Origin of the sequence: Rhodococcus sp. HNM0569, from assembly GCF_012726205.1 — a bacterium.
Taxonomy (GTDB): domain Bacteria; phylum Actinomycetota; class Actinomycetes; order Mycobacteriales; family Mycobacteriaceae; genus Rhodococcus_F.
Map to the genome: position 1 here is coordinate 208,955 of NZ_JAASAE010000005.1, position 16,716 is coordinate 225,670.

16 protein-coding genes are annotated in these 16,716 nt (G+C 67.7%); 12 read left to right on the forward strand and 4 right to left on the reverse strand.

Going from position 1 to position 16,716, the window contains the following annotated elements:
* Positions 1–89: 89 nt before the first annotated feature.
* The 4 genes from HCA44_RS20765 to HCA44_RS09475 form a co-directional block, all read right to left on the reverse strand.
* On the reverse strand, positions 90–2,024 hold the full coding sequence (locus HCA44_RS20765; protein ID WP_206037908.1) for an AAA family ATPase: 1,935 nt from the start codon (positions 2,022–2,024) through the stop codon (positions 90–92).
* A complete protein-coding gene (mobF, locus tag HCA44_RS20770; RefSeq protein WP_206037909.1) occupies positions 2,024–3,640 on the reverse strand; it encodes a MobF family relaxase in 1,617 nt (538 codons plus the stop codon). The genes HCA44_RS20765 and mobF overlap by 1 nt, the downstream gene beginning before the upstream one ends.
* A 1,035-nt stretch (positions 3,641–4,675) precedes the next feature.
* The gene (locus tag HCA44_RS09470; protein WP_169648299.1) at positions 4,676–5,326 is read right to left on the reverse strand and encodes a hypothetical protein; all 651 of its coding nucleotides are present in this window, start codon (positions 5,324–5,326) and stop codon (positions 4,676–4,678) included.
* Positions 5,323–5,961 (reverse strand): TetR/AcrR family transcriptional regulator, encoded by a 639-nt coding sequence (locus HCA44_RS09475; protein ID WP_169648300.1) that lies wholly within the window; start codon positions 5,959–5,961, stop codon positions 5,323–5,325. Before HCA44_RS09475 ends, HCA44_RS09470 begins: the two co-directional genes overlap by 4 nt.
* 71 nt (positions 5,962–6,032) lie before the next feature.
* On the opposite strand from HCA44_RS09475, the gene HCA44_RS09480 reads away from it, so the two are divergent.
* The 12 genes from HCA44_RS09480 (at position 6,033) to HCA44_RS09535 (ending at position 16,691) form a co-directional block, all read left to right on the forward strand.
* Positions 6,033–6,707, forward strand: a complete 675-nt coding sequence (locus HCA44_RS09480; RefSeq protein WP_169648301.1) for a hypothetical protein — start codon at positions 6,033–6,035, stop codon at positions 6,705–6,707.
* Between the two features lie 462 nt (positions 6,708–7,169).
* Positions 7,170–7,997 carry a helix-turn-helix domain-containing protein gene (locus HCA44_RS09485; protein ID WP_206037910.1) on the forward strand — a complete coding sequence of 276 codons (828 nt, stop codon included), beginning with the start codon at positions 7,170–7,172 and terminating at the stop codon, positions 7,995–7,997.
* A 236-nt stretch (positions 7,998–8,233) separates the two neighbouring features.
* Positions 8,234–9,352 carry an ArdC-like ssDNA-binding domain-containing protein gene (locus HCA44_RS09490; protein WP_169648302.1) on the forward strand — a complete coding sequence of 373 codons (1,119 nt, stop codon included), beginning with the start codon at positions 8,234–8,236 and terminating at the stop codon, positions 9,350–9,352.
* Positions 9,352–10,257 carry a bifunctional DNA primase/polymerase gene (locus HCA44_RS09495; protein WP_206037961.1) on the forward strand — a complete coding sequence of 302 codons (906 nt, stop codon included), beginning with the start codon at positions 9,352–9,354 and terminating at the stop codon, positions 10,255–10,257. Before HCA44_RS09490 ends, HCA44_RS09495 begins: the two co-directional genes overlap by 1 nt.
* Positions 10,254–11,039, forward strand: a complete 786-nt coding sequence (locus HCA44_RS09500) for a DUF2637 domain-containing protein (RefSeq protein ID WP_169648304.1) — start codon at positions 10,254–10,256, stop codon at positions 11,037–11,039. Before HCA44_RS09495 ends, HCA44_RS09500 begins: the two co-directional genes overlap by 4 nt.
* A complete protein-coding gene (locus tag HCA44_RS09505) occupies positions 11,036–11,506 on the forward strand; it encodes a hypothetical protein (RefSeq protein WP_169648305.1) in 471 nt (156 codons plus the stop codon). Before HCA44_RS09500 ends, HCA44_RS09505 begins: the two co-directional genes overlap by 4 nt.
* 86 nt (positions 11,507–11,592) lie before the next feature.
* On the forward strand, positions 11,593–12,519 hold the full coding sequence (locus tag HCA44_RS09510) for a hypothetical protein (protein WP_169648306.1): 927 nt from the start codon (positions 11,593–11,595) through the stop codon (positions 12,517–12,519).
* Positions 12,516–13,526 (forward strand): ParB N-terminal domain-containing protein, encoded by a 1,011-nt coding sequence (locus tag HCA44_RS09515; RefSeq protein WP_169648307.1) that lies wholly within the window; start codon positions 12,516–12,518, stop codon positions 13,524–13,526. The genes HCA44_RS09510 and HCA44_RS09515 overlap by 4 nt, the downstream gene beginning before the upstream one ends.
* A gap of 63 nt (positions 13,527–13,589) precedes the next feature.
* A complete protein-coding gene (locus HCA44_RS09520) occupies positions 13,590–14,285 on the forward strand; it encodes a hypothetical protein (protein WP_169648308.1) in 696 nt (231 codons plus the stop codon).
* Between the two features lie 14 nt (positions 14,286–14,299).
* Positions 14,300–15,967 carry a M23 family metallopeptidase gene (locus HCA44_RS09525; RefSeq protein WP_169648309.1) on the forward strand — a complete coding sequence of 556 codons (1,668 nt, stop codon included), beginning with the start codon at positions 14,300–14,302 and terminating at the stop codon, positions 15,965–15,967.
* Positions 15,968–15,973: 6 nt separating this feature from the next.
* Positions 15,974–16,240, forward strand: a complete 267-nt coding sequence (locus tag HCA44_RS09530) for a DUF6112 family protein (protein WP_169648310.1) — start codon at positions 15,974–15,976, stop codon at positions 16,238–16,240.
* Between the two features lie 178 nt (positions 16,241–16,418).
* Positions 16,419–16,691: a DUF6112 family protein gene (locus HCA44_RS09535; protein ID WP_206037963.1), complete on the forward strand. Its 273-nt coding sequence runs from the start codon at positions 16,419–16,421 to the stop codon at positions 16,689–16,691.
* The last annotated feature ends 25 nt before the right edge of the window (positions 16,692–16,716 follow it).

A 16,716-nucleotide genomic window follows, 5' to 3' on the forward strand; every position in this document is an offset into this window, starting at 1 on the left:
CGAAGTCGGGCCGACCGCGTTCGGCCGAGTGGTGAGGAGAAACCTGCCTCGCCTCTACGATACGCCTGAGCTCTGACATCTTGAAGGGCTCACAGGCGCGGGCCGATGGAGTCATGTCCGATCGGACGCCGTACCGGTTCAGCCTGCTGGGCCTTGGTGATGGTCCGTGCGCGGATGAGAGCGGCATCGGCGCGGGCATGGTCGATCCTCTGCGCCGCGCTCTCTGGTGCGGGGCCCAGAGGTCGGCTGCTGGTGATCTGATAGCGGTCGCGGTAGGCCGCCACCACTCTGGCATTGCGCCGCCACGCCTTCGCTACCTTCTCGACCTCGGGTTCGGGGCCGAGCGCAGCAGTCCAGGGCTCTTGGTCGGTGAGGGCGCTATCCAGGACGTTGGTGGTGCGGTGCTCGATGAGCTGGCGACGTTCATCGAGAGCGTGGCGCATGTCGCCGGTCATAGGCCCGTCGGCGGACGGGATGAGTCCTGCGATCAGTCGTGGTGCCTTGCGGGTGCGGCCGGACTTGGAGGGGCGTGCGGTGGCGCGGGCGACGCGGTGGTGAAGGACGGAGGTGATGTCGTCGGCGTCATCGAATGCTCGCGCGGCGACCAGGCGCGGGAACAAGGTGTCGAGGTCGTGGTGGTTGGCCTCGGCGCGGCGGAGTTCGGCGGTGAGCGCTCCGAACGCGTCGGACTCGATCGCGGTGTCGGATTGCTCAGAGGTGAGTCCGGAGGATCGGATGAGGGTGGCCCAGCGGTCGTGCTGGGCTGCGGCGGCGATGGTCTCGTACTCGGCGGCGAGTTGGGCGATCGAGCCCCAGTGCTCCTGTTCGGCGGTGATGGTCTCGTGTGCGGACAGCTCCGCACCGACGTGCTGGAGCACCCCGAACAGGGCGGACCGGCCGGTGGCGTCGGGGTTGTCGCCAGGATGCGGGCGGGCGTGGTCGTCGGCCCGGTCGAGGATCACATAGGCGCGGTTGGCGTGCTTGCCGCGGGTCATCGCGACGTAGAAGTTCTCCCGCGTGCTCGTCGGCTCGACCAGGACGTGGGAGGTGTCGACGGTGACGCCTTGCGCCCTGTGGGCGGTGATCGCATAGCCCAGATCAACATGGTTGGTCACGTAGGCGGCGGGAAGGACGATGGCGCCGCCGAACCGGCGGCCGGTCTTTCGGATGGTGACTGAGCCGTCGTCGCGGACGCCGGTGATGGTCCAGGTGTCGCCGTTGCGGACCCAGTCCTTGCCGTTGCGCAGGCGGCGGTCGTTTCGGCGGGTGATGATCGTGTCCCCGACCCCAGCAGTGGTGCCGTCGTTCAGTTCGACCTCCCGGCCTGGTGTCAGGGTGCCGTCGAGGATCAGGTCCGCACGGGCGCGGGTGTTGAGGGCTGTCACGTCGTCGCGGGTCTCGGCGACCAGCACTGACACCAGCCCTCGCTCCCGGTCCGCGCGCCACGCGGCGTATGCGGCATCGGTCATCGCATCCCCGTCCCCCTCGCGGATGCGGTCGTGGTCGAGGTAGGTGTCGATCACTTCGGCGCGTCCGTGGCGCAGGGCGAGGGATGCGGTCTTCTCCCAGGCGTTGGTGAAGCGGTGGACGTCGACCAGCTCTGGGGCATCGTGCCGGTCGCCCACGAGCAGGTTGAACGCGCCGCCGGCGTCCACGGATTGGAGCTGGGCGAAGTCACCGACCAGCAGCACCTTCGCCCCAGCGCGTTCGGCGAGGTAGGTGATGCGGTCCAGGGACAGGGTGCCAGCCAGGGATGCCTCGTCGATGATGAGGAGCTGCCCGGCCTTGAAAGTCGTGCCATGGACGAGGTGGTTCTGCCACCACTTCGCGGTGTTCTCTGTAGCGATGCCGAGGTCGTCGGCGAGGACCTGCGCGGCCACCGCTGAGGGTGCGAGCCCGACGACGGACCCGGCGCCGTGCTCGGTCTCCCATGCGCGGCGAAGCGCTGACATCGCCGTGGTCTTCCCCGCGCCCGCCGGACCCACGAGCACATCGAGTATCCGGCCGGAGACCGCGATCTTCATCAGCGCGTCAGCTTGGTCCTCCCCGAGCATCCTGTCCTCGGCATCGGGTGGGCAGTGATTCTCTCGACGGTCGCCACGGGCACGGTGGGGGCGGTCAGCGTGCGGGAGCGGTCGAGCAGCCGGTCTTCGGCGGCCAGCAGCAGTTCCGAGGAGAACACGGTCGAGTGCTTCGGGCGGAACACGCTCGTGCCATCCACCCGCCGGAACGTGACCGGCGACGTGGCGAAGTCGGGCGGCGTCAACCGCAGCGACACGGACTCGGCGGCGTCGGCGATCATTCCCTCGACGGCCTCGCGGTCTTGCATGGTGGCGAAGCGCCAGCCCATCGTCTGCCGGGACGCTTCGGCCATCAGATTCCACCGCCGCCACGTGGAGCGCTTCTCACCCACCACCTCGACCACGCTCTGCCCGAGTTCAGCGACAGCCTCCAGCGGCACGTCATCGGCCCGCAGTAACAACGCCCTATCGTTGTTAGTGACGGCGCGCGCCCAGCCGGTTGCGTCCTGCCCGAGCACCCCGATGGCGCGAGTACGCCACTGATGGGTCAGGTCGGCCAGCGAATGGACCTCCTTCTCCGGCCGAGTGCTGAGAGTGGCTTGGGCGCGCAGCTTCATGATCGTCGCCGGGGACGGCCGCCGGCCATGCTTGCTCGCAAAGTCGGCGATGAGGCGGTCGGTCTCGGTGTCGATGTGCCGGGCACGAGTGGAGAACTCGGCCACCAGCTCCTCCGGCACGCTGCTGATCGCCCAGGCGGGGTTGCGGTCTCGTCCCATGTCGCGGGCCTCCCATTCGACGCCGAAGGTGCGGGTCATGTGGTCGGCGAACACCGCCTCGTGCAACTCCGAGAGCGCGACAACGGCGGCGTGCATCGGCCGCCCATCCAGCGACCTCCACTTGCCGTCGAGGACGGTCTGGACCTTGTTGGAGATGACAACGTGGGTATGCAAGTGGGGGTCGCCCGCGCGGGAGTCGAAGTGATCGAACGCCGTCGCCACCAGCCCAGTGACATCGACCTGTGCAACCGCACCGTCGCCGGCGGTCGCGCCCGTTCGGGTGGTTGCAACCTCGCGCTCCATGAACGCAACCACTTCCGCAACCGCCGCATGATGCGCCTCACCAATGAGCGCCTGTGTGCCGGCATCGGCGACCGCCCACAACGCCGATGCGGACTTCGGGACACTGAACGTGAAGTCGAACCCCGCCACCGCCCGCCGCATCCCACGCTCGGTCTCCTCAGCCTCAATCTGCGCCACCGCCTCGCCCTTGGCCCCCGGACTCATGTCGGGGTCGAGGCCGGCGATCCGTGCCTCGATCCGCTCCGTCACCGACTTGTAGGCGGGGAACGCATGACCGAGCGGGTCACCGGTGACCGGGTCGCGGCCCATGCCCATCAGGAGCTGGAGCTGGGCCTCCGAAACTTGGTCACCAACGGCGAGCTGGCCCTTGCCGAGCGCGGCGACACCAGAGCCGAGCCATTGGCCCGGTGGTGTTCCCGCCTCCAAGTAGTACCTCGTCAAAGGCGTGGACAGCGACCGATCGCCATCGCCGGCCGCAACGGTGCGCAGCAGGTACTTGTAGCCGTCCCCTGCCGACATCACGCGCATCGAAACCGTCACCGCGTTCACCGCCCTTCGGCGGTCAGGTGAGCAGGCCTCGACCGCGCGAAGCGCCGTCAACCTTGGTTGACAAACCTCGACCTGCAAGAGGCGTGGCACCTCTGGGGGTGGCGCAGATCGAAGGTGGCCGGCGAGTCATCGCGGGGCGGTCTCTTGGCCCGACTCGCGGTGTAGCCGGACTGCTGAGATTCGGTCGACTGCATATCAGGTGCGACTGAGCCGTCATCGTCGTGCACCTGGCAGGTGTTCTACCCGGCGAAGGGCCCCGTTGCGGGGTCTGACGCCGGGTTCCACTGAACTGACGGAGTTCTCATGCCTCACACCGCTACGCCATCCCGCCGGTTGAAGATCGGTTCACTGTTCAGCGGGTACGGCGGTCTCGACCTCGCCGTCGAGCTCCACTTTGATGCTGAGCCGGTCTGGTTGTCCGAGTTCACCGCTCCCGTCGCCCGCGTGTTCACCCAGCACTGGCCGGCCCTGCCGAACCTCGGCGATATCTCCACCGTCAGCTGCGGGGAGGTCGTGCCGGTGGACATCCTCGCGGGGGCTTTCCGTGTGCGGACGTGTCGACGGTCGGGTAAGCAGGCCGTGCTCGCACCGGGCACGCGTTCGGGGTTGTGGTCGTTCATGGCTCAGGCGATCGGGGCACTGCAACCCCGATACGTGGTGATCGCGAACGTGCGCGGATTGCTCTCCGCCCGCGCTGTCCGTCCCGAGACGCAAGGAGCAACCCTGATGAACGCAACGCCCAGTCCGGAGCCGATGCACCCGCGACCCTTGCAATCTGGAACCCGACCGATGGGGTCTGGGAGACCAGCCAGCTCGACTCCTTCGGGCACTCGGCGCGATACTCGGCGATCCGTCCGACCTTGGGCTCCACGCGCGATGGATCGGCCTACCGGCTTCCGCATCGGCGCTCCCCACTACCGCATCCGCATCTTCATCCTGGGTGCGCGTCGCGCGTGGTGAGTTACGTCGCCGCTCGTCAACGACCGCGTTGGCATCGCGGGTGCGATGCCGGTGATCGATCCTGCCTCAGATGTTGATGAGCGTGATGCTGAGGACGACGATCCAGATGATCCATCCGAGCCACCCGATGAGGCCGATCAGTCCAATCCGGCTGTTTCCTTGGGTGTTGTAGGGACTAGCTGAGGAGCTTACGAACAGCAGGGCGGCGCTTCCATATCCGAGCGCTGTCTGCCATGCCGGGATGAGATCGATGCCTGCTGTGGTGAATCCCAGCAGCGCGGTGGCCAGGAACACTTGGTTGAAACCGAAGAGCACATTACTCATCGTCCAGAGACCAGCCACCGTGGCAGGAGCGCGGGTAGCCGCTTCTGCGATGGCGAATCGCAACGCTTCGACGGCCGCGAATGTTGCGTTCTGTAGGAGTACGCCGCCCATGCCGACCAGCGCCCATGCGTTCGGCCCGGAGTCGGCGTTCCACGTTTCTGTGAGCATGCCCGCGGCGAAACCTGTGAGGAAGAGCCATGATGCTGGAGCGAGCACCGATGGCGCGCGAAGTGCGATCCTGGCAGCCGCGAAGTCGGCCACCGTATCGTCGAGGTTCTTTGTCGATGACGAGCCCGGTATGGGCAATCGGCCGCGTATGTAAATGACGTTGACGACAACCGCGACAATTACGAAGCCGAGGCCACCTGCGCCAGCCAAAGCGCTGAAGGTCATGAAGCGCTCCGTGACGTGTCAAAAAGTGTGCGTACCACGGTTCGCGCGTATGAGTGGCCCGGGTCGTTGCCGTCGACGAGAGCATCGGTGAGATTCATCGGGGAGAGAAGCTCTAGGTACACGTATTGCATACATGCCCCGATGAGCATCGTCGCGCAGGCTGCCCACGCCTGACGGCTCGGCAGGCGCCCCAGTTCATGTTCGCATTCCAGATAATCACGGAGCTCGTTTACTCCGGTCAGTGGTGTCAACGGCTGCCCGTCGGGGTCTGACACCTTCCCCTCGGTGAACCAGCCCCGCAACTCCGGGTCTCCGATAACGGACCCGACGACAGGGGCGATCTCGCGGAAGAACCCGATGATCGACTCCATCAGACTGACCAGATTGTCCTCCACCGTCCTCGTACCGACAAGGCGGCTAAGTCCGGTGGCGTGCTCCCGAATCCCCCGCGTCGCCAAACCAAACGCTTCCACGACAAGCTCAGAGCGGTTGGCGAAGTGGTTGTAAATACTGCCCTCAGAGACGCCAGCGCGGCGCGCGACGAGCTTCGTCGTAGTCCCCCGCACTCCATGCTCCCGCATGCACTCCAACGCTGACTGCACGATGCGCTCCCGCATGGTTATTCCTGGTTCCATACGACCAGTGTAGCTGAGTGGGTGCTCACTCAGCTACACTGAGTGAGCACCCACTCAATGCTAGGAGGATCATGAGTACCCGCGCCCCACTCCCGCTCACTGATGCAGAACCCCATGGCTTCATCTACCTCGGATTCCACGCCGACAAGCCTCAGAAGGCCCCCATATACCATCAGACTGCGCCCCGGCGTGAGGCGGCAGATCGTCTGACAGAGGCAGCAAAGGAGTTTGAACAGCGTCCCGATGTGCACTCGGTGCGTGTCTTTCGCGCTCGTCTCATCCCTCCTTTGCGCGGGGCGCCGCGGCACGACCTGGCCATGCTGATTCGCACAACCCGACCCGACGACCTGGACCGAGTCCGCAACAGCAGTGCCGTCAAAGCCCTCGCCGGAACCGAGATCCTTATCGGAACAAATGCAGCACGCATTGGCGAGACCGAAGCGAATCGGGATGCGATCTTCCTGTTCAATCACTTCACCGCATCCGGTGGCACCGACCCCGTCGACACCTGGCTGGGCCTGACCGACTGGTACACGTCCACGATTGACGTGGACAACTCCACAGCCCTGCGTCCAGTCGACAACAGCGCAGAGTTCGCGATCATCAACTACGTGCGATTACCTTCCGGGCCGCTACGGCTTCTGTTGAACCAACTCTTGCGCCCGAGTTTCCACCGAGTCGTACGCGGAACACTGAAGCGCAATCAGATGCGCTCACTTCCTGGCTTCTATCGGATGATCACTTAGCCACCCGCCACGCTCCGCGAATCGTGATTCGAATCCCAGCGTGGACAGAGCCGTCACGCTCATCACCCCTGCGGTTACCTCCGGCGCCGTACGGAGCTACAGCCCCAGTGGTGGGGTACCCCACAGCCTGGATGCCCATCGAGTTACTGGCCGGATACATGACAGGAGCAGTCGGTGGTCAACCGAACCTTCGCGAGTCATCGCACACGGCATACGGCACGAACGACCGGTGGCACTTCGTGCACGGCACCACCTGCTTTGCATCTCGGCCAGGACACCCGCCCTTGTTCGTGAGGTACCCGGGCCATGACAGGCGCCACGCGCGCTATCGCCTCTCCTCATGTAGATGGTCTATCCGGGCCTGCTGACGCGGTCCTGGACGGCGAGTGCGCTGAGTTTCCTCCAATCATGGCGAGAACCCGCACAATCCACCGCCCTTTCGTGCCAATGGCGTATGACTGCGTGAAACTGCTCTTTGTCCGGCACGGCTCAGCGATCATGCTCAGCGAGTTCGGTGAGAGGCCCGTCTCCGTCGGTGACGTCATCGCTCTTGCCGCCAATACTCTCTGCGGAAGCGAGCCCGAGGGCGCGATCACCGTCACGACGCTGTACTTGGACCGCGACTACGTGATCGACCAAGTTTTTTGGCAGCACGCCGCGCTACTGGTCGACAGGCTAGACGCGCGAGACTTTGCCGACGAGCTGTATTCCGAACCGGCCCAGATACTCCGGCTCGGAGAGGATCGCGCTGGCATGCTCATGCCCTGGCTGGACGAACTCGTCGCGCTCAGCTTTGACGGACCACCGCCGGAGAAGTTCTACCGCTTGCAGGCCCGCCTATTCGCTGTCCTCGACGTGATAGTGCCCTACGTGAGGACCACCCCGGTACGTCGGTCACAAACCCAGCGCAAGGCTTCCCGCCCTGGTCCTCCATGGCTTCGCAAGTTCGCACCCTTGCGTGTTGAGGCACGGCAAGCCGTCGACCTTCTCCGCGATGCACCCGAACAGCGGTGGACGCTCCAGCGTCTTTCAGCCGCCGTGCATCTGTCGCCGTCCCAGCTCGGCCGGGTCTTCGCCGATGCCTACGGGAAGACGCCGATGACGTACCTGGCAACGTTGCGTGCTGAGCGGCTGGCGCGGCTGCTGCGGGAGACCGATCTGCCGATCGAGGCAGCGATGCGTCGGGTCGGCTGGCACAGCCGCGGCCACGCAGCCCGGACGTTCCGCCAGGCTGTCGGCGTCACACCGACGCGCTACCGCGAACTCGCCAGGCAAAAAGCTGCCGCCTGAAGCCGTGATACGGATCGCCGCAGTCGCGGTACATACATCCGCATCCTCGCCCGCTCTCGGCCCTGAGGAGTCTTGCGCCTAGTAGTCCGGTAGGGACTCGTTGGGTTCACCACCGCGCCTGACGGTCACATCGTCTGTTCCGTTGTCCGTCTCTCGCCGCTGGTGGTCCCGGCGTACCTGGCGAGCACCGAGCCCGATCGGCCCGGTGCTCAGGGTATCGGGAGGAGACCGGCACGATGGCGAAGGCACGGGAGCAAACTCAAGCCGCGAGGGAAGCCAAGCTCGACGAGCTGCATGAGCACCTGACCGGCGCAGTGGAGAAGCTCGTCTCCGGTGACGACTGGGCGCGGGCGCTCGCGTTCGCCGCGCGGTTCAGAGCGCGATCGTTCTCCAACACGCTACTGATCTGGGCACAGCATGACGCCGCCTACGAGGCTGGCCGGGTGCCGGAGCCGATGCCGTCCTACGTGGCGGGGTATCGGCAGTGGCAGGGCTTGGGGCGGCAGGTGGAGAAGGGGCAAGCGGGATATATGATCTTCGCCCCGGTCACCGGGCGCTTCGCTACCGCGACGCCACAGGCTGCGGAGTCCTGGCGGCGGCTCGGCAAGGGCGAGAAGTCCAGGCCAGGCGAGATCGTGCGGTCGAAGATGATCGCCGCCCGTCCCGCTTACGTCTGGGACGCCTCTCAGACGTCAGGCGATTCGATTCCGGAGCCGCCGACACCGAAGCTCCTGGAAGGCGAGGCTCCCGCCGGGTTGTGGGACGGGCTGGCAGCGCTGGTCGAGGAGCGCGGCTTCGCGGTGGTTCGGGTGCCTCACGAAGGGATGATTCACGATGCCAACGGGGTGACTGACTACACCGCGAAGACGGTCGCGGTGCGGGAAAACATGGCCCCGGCCGCCCAGGTCAAGACTCTCGCACACGAACTTGGGCACGTCCTTCTGCACGGCCCCGATGCTGAGGATGCCCGTCAGCATCGCGGGGTCGGTGAGGTCGAGGCTGAGTCGGTGGCGCTGATGGTCGGCGCCGCTCACGGCATGGACACCTCCGGTTACACGATTCCGTACGTGTCGACCTGGGCCGCTCGGGTGGATGGCAAGGAGCCGGTCGAGGTGGTCAAGGCCACCGGTGAGCGGGTCCGCAAGACCGCCCTGACGATCCTGGACCAGCTCGACACCGCCCAGATCGCCGACGGCACCCCGCCCGGTCTGGACCGTGAGGCACCCCAGCGAAGCCAGCAGCGCAGTGAGCCGGCGCACGAACGCACCGCGTCCACGCGGCCCGCGGCATCTGTACCTGAACCGGCAACACGACTCGCCACCGCACCGGTGGCGCCGGTGGAGCGGGGGCTGTGATGGTCGCCGTGGATGTCCTGACCGGCGTGCTGGCGCAGGTCTCGGATGGATGGCCGCTCTCGGTAGCGGCGCGGGAGTTCGCCGTGGCTGGGGTGCCGGTGTTCCCGTGCGTGCCGGGCGGCAAGCGGCCGTTGACCGAGCACGGCTTCCACGACGCCACCACCGACACCGACCAGGTCGCGGCGTGGTGGGGCCGGTACTCGGCAGCGAACATCGGAATGCCCACGGGAGCTGTTTCGGGGGTCGTGGTGGTCGATGTCCACGGCCCGGTCAACGGCTTCGATGCCTTCGATCGTGCGCATGAGGCGGGGCTGGTGGACGGTTGGCAGCTCCTGGTCTCCACGCCCTCGGGTGGGATGCACGCCTACCACCCAGCCACACCGGATGGCGGGCAGCGCTCCTGGCAGGCGCCCCGTGCTGGGGTCGACTTCCGTGGCGACGGCGGCTACATCATCGTCCCACCCTCAGCCGTGGCCGGTGAGCGAGGCCGCGGGTGCTATCGGGTGCGCCAGATCAACACCGGCCACGTGACAACAGTGACCTCAGATCGGTTGCGGGACTTCCTCGGCCCCCGCCCCACACCGGCAATGCGTCCGGCCGGCCAGGTGCGCGACGTCAGCGCCGAACGACTGGCCGCCTGGGTCGCTGAACGACCTGAGGGCGAGCGGAACCGCGGCCTGTTCTGGGCGGCGTGCCGCCTGGCCGAGAACAACACCCCACCAACAGACGCCTACGCGGCTCTCGCGCCTGCCGCCGAGCATGCGGGGCTCACCATGCGCGAGGTTTCGGCGACGATCCGTTCGGCCTACCGCACCGCTCAACCCGCACCGCACCCATCCGCCGACCAACATGGCGAGGAGCCGCGCAGGGTGCCACAGCGCGCGACGGAGCGAGTGCTGTCATGAGCCCGCCGAGCAGTCTGGTGGTGCGGCGTCGCGGTGGACGCCTCGCCGTCATCACGGCCGTGGCCGGGACGGTGCTGATCGCCCTCGGCGCGTTCTGGCTCTCCTTCACCGCGCTGGCCGACCTCGCGCGCCGCTCGGGCGTCAACGAAGGGCAGGCGTGGGCGTGGCCCCTAATCGTGGACGGCATCATCGTCGTGGCCACCGTCTCCGTCGTCGCCCTCGCCGGCCAGCGTGGTTCCTGGTACCCCTGGGTGCTGCTGGCGGCCGGGGCGATCGTGTCGGTGACGGCGAATGCCCTGCACGCGGTGGTCGCCGCGGACGCCGATGTGCCGGGTGTGCTGGCCGCGTCGGTGGCGGCGGTGCCGCCGTTGGTGTTGCTGGCGATCAGCCACCTGACCGTCATCCTCACCCGACCCCTCCCGGCCACCGAAGCCATTACGAGCGCGGTTCGCGGGGAAACCACGCATGTGGAGCATCCGGTAGGCGAAGCCGTCGCACTTCGGCTCGCGGAGCCGAGCCGGCTCCAGCCGACGCCGACACCGGATGAGGCACCCGAGGAACCGCCGCAGCGCGGCGAATCCGCCCCCGGCCCGCTGGCGGGTAACGCGGGCGGGGGTCGGCGCGAGGTCGCCAGCGAGCTGCGCGGTCAGGGGTGGTCCAACAAGCGCATCGCCCGCCACCTCGGGGTCCACCCCTCCACCGTGGGCCGCTGGTTCACCAGCGCGCACCTTCCCGAAGACACCATCGACCACCAGAACGCCAAGGAGACGAGGACACCATGAGCGCGACCACCGACCACGCCCACGACCACGACCAGCACGATCGCCAGTATCCGCGCGACCGTGAGCGCCAGGTGGCCGATCAGGACACCGGCCGCACCCCCGAACCGGCGGCCGAGACGACGCCGGAGGCGGTGCAGGCAGCCAAGACCGCCCACCGCAACCGCACCGGCAGGACGACGACGGCGGACAGTGGGCGGCGGGTGCAGGGTGTGGAGTGGGTGCGACCCACCGACCTGCTCGCCCGCCAGTCCGCAACGGTCGCGGGGCGGGGTATCGACTTCGAGGTCGAACTCGCCCGCCGCACCCGCAACCTCACCAGCCACGTCGCCCAGGCCAGCAGTCGCGGCGTCGGAAGGGTCGGAAAGACGATCGGCGAGCGGACGCGGCGACTGCCGGACGTCTCGGAGTTCGGACGCGGCAGCCGACATCAGTCGTGGGTGTCCCGTTCGGGGATCGGACTGGGGTGACCACCGATGCGCATCCCCACCACGCCTTCGTCGCTGCCGGTGCTATGGGGACGCGCGTGCACCTACCTGCCAGGAGGTGCCCGACCATGACCACGACCACCAACGTGCACGACCGCCAGGCCCCCGACGGCACGACCGGGGAGGACTTCACCACCAGCGACGGACTGCGCGCCCTGCTGCACCGGCTCCACGCCGCTGGGTCCGGAGCGTGGAGCCACGATCCGACGGCCGCAGAACTGATGACTCACACCGCCGAGAAGTACGAGCCGCTGGCCCGCAAACACGGCTTGGACCCGTGGGAGGCCGCCAGCGCGGCATTCAAGGTGATGATCACCCGCGCCGCCCGCGAAGCACGCGACCCGTGGGCCGTCATCACGCACGCGGTGCGGATCACCTGCATCTTCGAAGAACGCGCCCAAGGACTCTTGTGCTCGGTCCACCAAGCCCGCCGCCCACACGTCTCGGCATTCCACGACCCCGAGCGGTTCTCCGACCGAGAGAACCCCCTGACCGACTACCACCCCGCCTTCCACATCACCGGCTCCCACAACCACAACGACGATGTCGAGACGGACGCCGCCGGTGTGGGCTCCGACTACGGCGGTGGTCGCGGGTCGGATCAGGCGTGCATGTCCGCCGGGTCAGCGGCCGAGGACGCCATCGCCCTGTTCACGCTGCTGGGCTGGAACCCGGCCACCGCCCGGGCCGGGGTCGAGCACGTCTGCGGGGCACTGACCAAGACCGGCACCCGCCAAGCCGCCTACGAGAGCCTGCGGCGCGACAAGCACGCCCGCGCCCTGCTCGACATCCCACGCTCCTCGTGGACTGCGCTGCTGCGGGCACTGTTGGGCAACCCTCACCCGGCGTATGCCGCCACCAGCACCGGGCGGGGTGTGCTGCTACGGCTGCTGATCGGCGAGACCCTGTCGATGCTGCTGCGCGACGACGACCTCATCCTGACCATCTCCCTCGCCGCCCCCGGCTACCACGAGCCTGGTGGTGATCGGTCGTGACCGCACCGGCCGGGTACATCGAGCTGGAGCGCACCGTCGACTCGATCCGGGTCGGGCGCCGGCACCGGACCGCGTTCGGCAACATCGATGAACTCGCCGCCTCCATCGACCGCGACGGCCTGTTGCAGCCCATCACCATCACCCCCGACGGGGCGCTCGTCTGTGGCGCACGCCGGTTGGCGGCGATCAAGAAGCTCGGCTGGCGCAAGGTCAACATCTGGGTCCGCTCCGGCGTCTCCGACCGCCTCGGCCACCTGCTCGCCGAGCAGGACGACAACGTGCTCCACAAGCCCCTCACCCAGACCGAAGCCGCCGCCCTGTATCGAGAACTGAAGACCCTCATGGCCGAGGACGCCGCCCGCCGCGAACAGGCCACCCGGTTCAGTAGCGAACATCAGCCGAGGTGGAACGGGTCCGCAAGATTTGCGGACCCGTTGGACAGCCCTCGCGGGGACGCGCGCAAGCAAGCTGCGACCATGATTCCCGGCGGTGCCTCACACGCGACGTTGGAGAAGATCGGCTACCTCGAACAGATCGCCCAGGACCCCGCCCAACCCACCGCACTCCGGGCACAGGTGGTCGCGGAACTGGAGCGGATCGACTCCGGTGCACCGGTCGATCCGATCTACCGTCACGTCCGCGGCCTCGCCAAGACCGCCCAGGAGCAGCGGGAAACCGACCTGCATCAGCTCGCCGCCGACGCCCTCGCCCGCGCCAAGCAGACGAAGACCGGCAAGCGAGCAGCACGACCCCGGCCGGTGACCGACGACGACGAGCCAGCGCGGTATCCGGTGCGGGCATTCGTGCTCACCTGGGGCGAGCTGGAGCAGTGGTGGACCCACTACGACGCCGAACACCTCGCCACCGAGCTGACCGATGAGCAGATCGAGTCGTTCCTGACCACTGCCGAGGGCACCAGCAGATTCGCCGACGAACTCCGCGCCGCGCACGACCGCGATGACGGCGACGAGCAGGTGGCCGCTCGCGGCCACCTGCGCGCCCTCTAACGGCCACCTTCGCCCTTCCCGTTCGTCCTGCGTCGGTTGGGTGCGGGAACGCACCTGGTGGGCATGAAGACTCCCGACCTCTCCGAGCCCCGTATCCGCCGCCGACTCATCGCCTCCCTCGCCGCGGCGGTCGTCGTGTTCGTGCTCTCCGGTGTGGGCGTCTACGGCCTCCTCGTCGGCCCACCCGACCAGAGCCGCGGTGATGACGACAGCGAGACTCCTGGCCCGGTAGTGACCGCGCCATCAGATCCGGCCCCCACCACCACGACACCGCGGCTGCCGACCATCGCGGCGTCGGATAAACCGGAGACCTTCGCCCGCAACGTCGCCACCGCGCTGTTCGAGTGGGACACCGCGTCGGGGTTCATGCCCCTGGACTACACCAGCGTGGTCCTCGACGTCGGCGACCCCACCGGCCAAGAGCAAGCGGGGCTGGCTTCGGACATCGCCGCCTACCTCCCGTCTCGGGATGCCTGGCTGGAGTTGCGGCAGTACGCCACCGCCCAGCACCTCACCATCGACGACGCCTATATCCCTGACGCGTGGGCGAGCGCGGTCGAGCAGGCGCAGCCGGGTCAGCTCGCCGAGGACACGGCCGCGGTCACGGTCGAGGGCACCCGCCACCGATCCGGGCAGTGGAACGACGAGCAGGTGACCTCCGAGCACTCGGTGGCGTTCACGGTGTTCGTGGTCTGCGGCCCGACCTACGAGACCTGTCATCTGCTGCGGCTGTCCCAGCTCGACAACCCCCTCCAGTAGGTCGGTGACGCGTTGTGTTGAAGAAGCTGCTCGTCGCCGCCCTCGCCCTGGTCTTCCTCGCCCCGTCGCTGGTGTTGATCGGGATCGGCGTGGTGATGAACCCGGCCCTGAGCGCCACCGGCTCCTGCACCATCCCCGGCAGCTCGAACGTCACGGTCGGCGACGTCCCCGACGAACTGGAGGTCACTACCGCGAGTGGTGAGACGTTCACGCTGAACCGGACCCAGATCACCCATGCCGCGACGATCATCGAGACCGGCAGCAGCATCGACGGGATCAACCGCGACGGCCTTCAGATCGCGTTGATGGCGGCGCTGACCGAGTCCACGCTGCGGATGCTCGCCAACACCAGCGCCTACCCGGAGTCCGCGGACTACCCAAATGACGGCGACGGCTCCGACCACGACTCCCTGGGCCTGTTTCAAATGCGGCCCCAATTGGGCTGGGGCACGGTCGCCGAGCTGATGGACCCCGTCCACCAGGCGCAGGCGTTCTTCGGCGGACCCACCGGACCCAACCACCCCTCACCACGGGGACTCTTGGACATTCCCGGATGGGAACAGATGGACAAGGGCGAAGCCGCCCAAGCCGTTGAGGTCAGCGCGTATCCGGACCGGTACCGGAACTACGAGCCCGTCGCCGAATCCATCCTGATCACCCTCACCACTACAACAACGGCCGGCACGGACGCGTCTGGTGGCGATGCTGTGGTCCCGGCTGCGCAGACGACAACGGCGGGCACGTCGCGGGTGGTGTTCCCGATGCCCGAGGGCACCTGGGTGCTCACCAGCGAGTACGGGCCGCGGGTGCATCCGATCACCGGGGAGGACTCCTTCCACACCGGCACCGACTTCGCCGCCCCCGACGGCACACCCCTCTTGGCTGCCGCGGACGGGACCGTGACGGTCGCGGAGTTCTCCGGCGGCTACGGCGGCCTCATCGTCATCAAGCATCAGATCGATGGCGCCACGATGGCCACGGCGTATGCGCACATGTGGGAGCACGGCATCCACGTCCAGGTCGGCGACCAGGTGACGGCCGGGCAGCACATCGGCGACACCGGCAGCTCCGGCAACAGCACGGGGCCGCATCTGCATTTCGAGGTCCGCCTCGGCGGCACCGACGGTGAGCACACCGACCCCGCCGCCTGGCTCAACGCCCACGACGCCGCGGACCTCCCCGAGCCCGAGACCGGCGCACCCGACGGCGACTGCGATCCCAGCAACGGCACACCGGGTGGTGAGCCAGACCCCTTTGACGGCGACCCCGACAGGATGGTGGACGATCCGACCTCGGATGGGCAGATCACCGCGCGGATGCTGCACCTCTACACCCAGACCGTCGCCGCGTTCCCCGACACGAGCTGGTCCTGCTACTCACCCCGCCCCGGCACCGTCTCCGAACACCCACTCGGCCGGGCCTGTGATGGGACGTTCGGCAACGCCATCGGCGAGCGCCCGACGCCGGAGCAGCGCGACCTCGGGTGGGAGGTGACGAACTGGATGAAGGACCACGCCGAGACGCTGGGGGTGGAGTATCTGATCTGGGACGGCCTCATCTGGTCGGCCGCCCGCGACGCTGAGGGCTGGCGACCCTACGACGGCGGCGGCATGCACGATCCCGACAGCATCACGGGCTCGCACGCCGACCACCTCCATGTCACCGTCCGGGCCGGGAGCTGATCGGGCATGGATGTGTTCCCCGACTTCGAGGGCCTGGAAGGGATCGGTGACCTGCGGGAGGTCATCGGCGCGCTGCTGACCTTCGTGCTCATCATCGCGGTGCTGATGCTGATCGTCTGCGCGATCGTGTGGGCGCTGTCGACCGCGAACGGCCACCACGCCGCCGCTACCAAAGCAAGGATCGGCGCCTGGACCGCCCTGGGCGCCGCGGTCCTGGCCGGCGGCGGGGTGGCGTGGCTGAACTGGCTGATCGACCTCGGCCAGCAACTCTGAATCACGCCCCACCAGCCGACCCCTCATCGGCTCCGCCCGTGTGGGGCGGGCGGTGCACCTGATCGACGAGAACGCTCATCTCGCCGACGCCCCGAAGGAGCACCCCGCTATGACCGTCCTGAGCCTGATCACCGAAACCACCGCCGCTGCCGCCACCACGTTGCCGGCCGTGCTGCCGATGGACATCAACATCGACCCCAACGACTCCGGCCTGCCCGGCATCAGCCAGCTCCGCACCATCGTCGGCGCGGTCATGACGGTCGGCCTCATCCTCTCCGTCCTGGCCTTGATCATCTCGGCGATCGTGTGGGGCTTCGGCGCCAACTCCTCCAACCCTCACCTGGCGGGCAGGGGGAAGATCGGCGTCCTCGTGAGCTGCGGCGCCGCCGTGATCTGCGGGGCGTCGGTGACGCTCATCAACTTCTTCTGGGACGTCGGCCAACAGGTCTGACCCCACCCACTCGACTCTGCTCGTT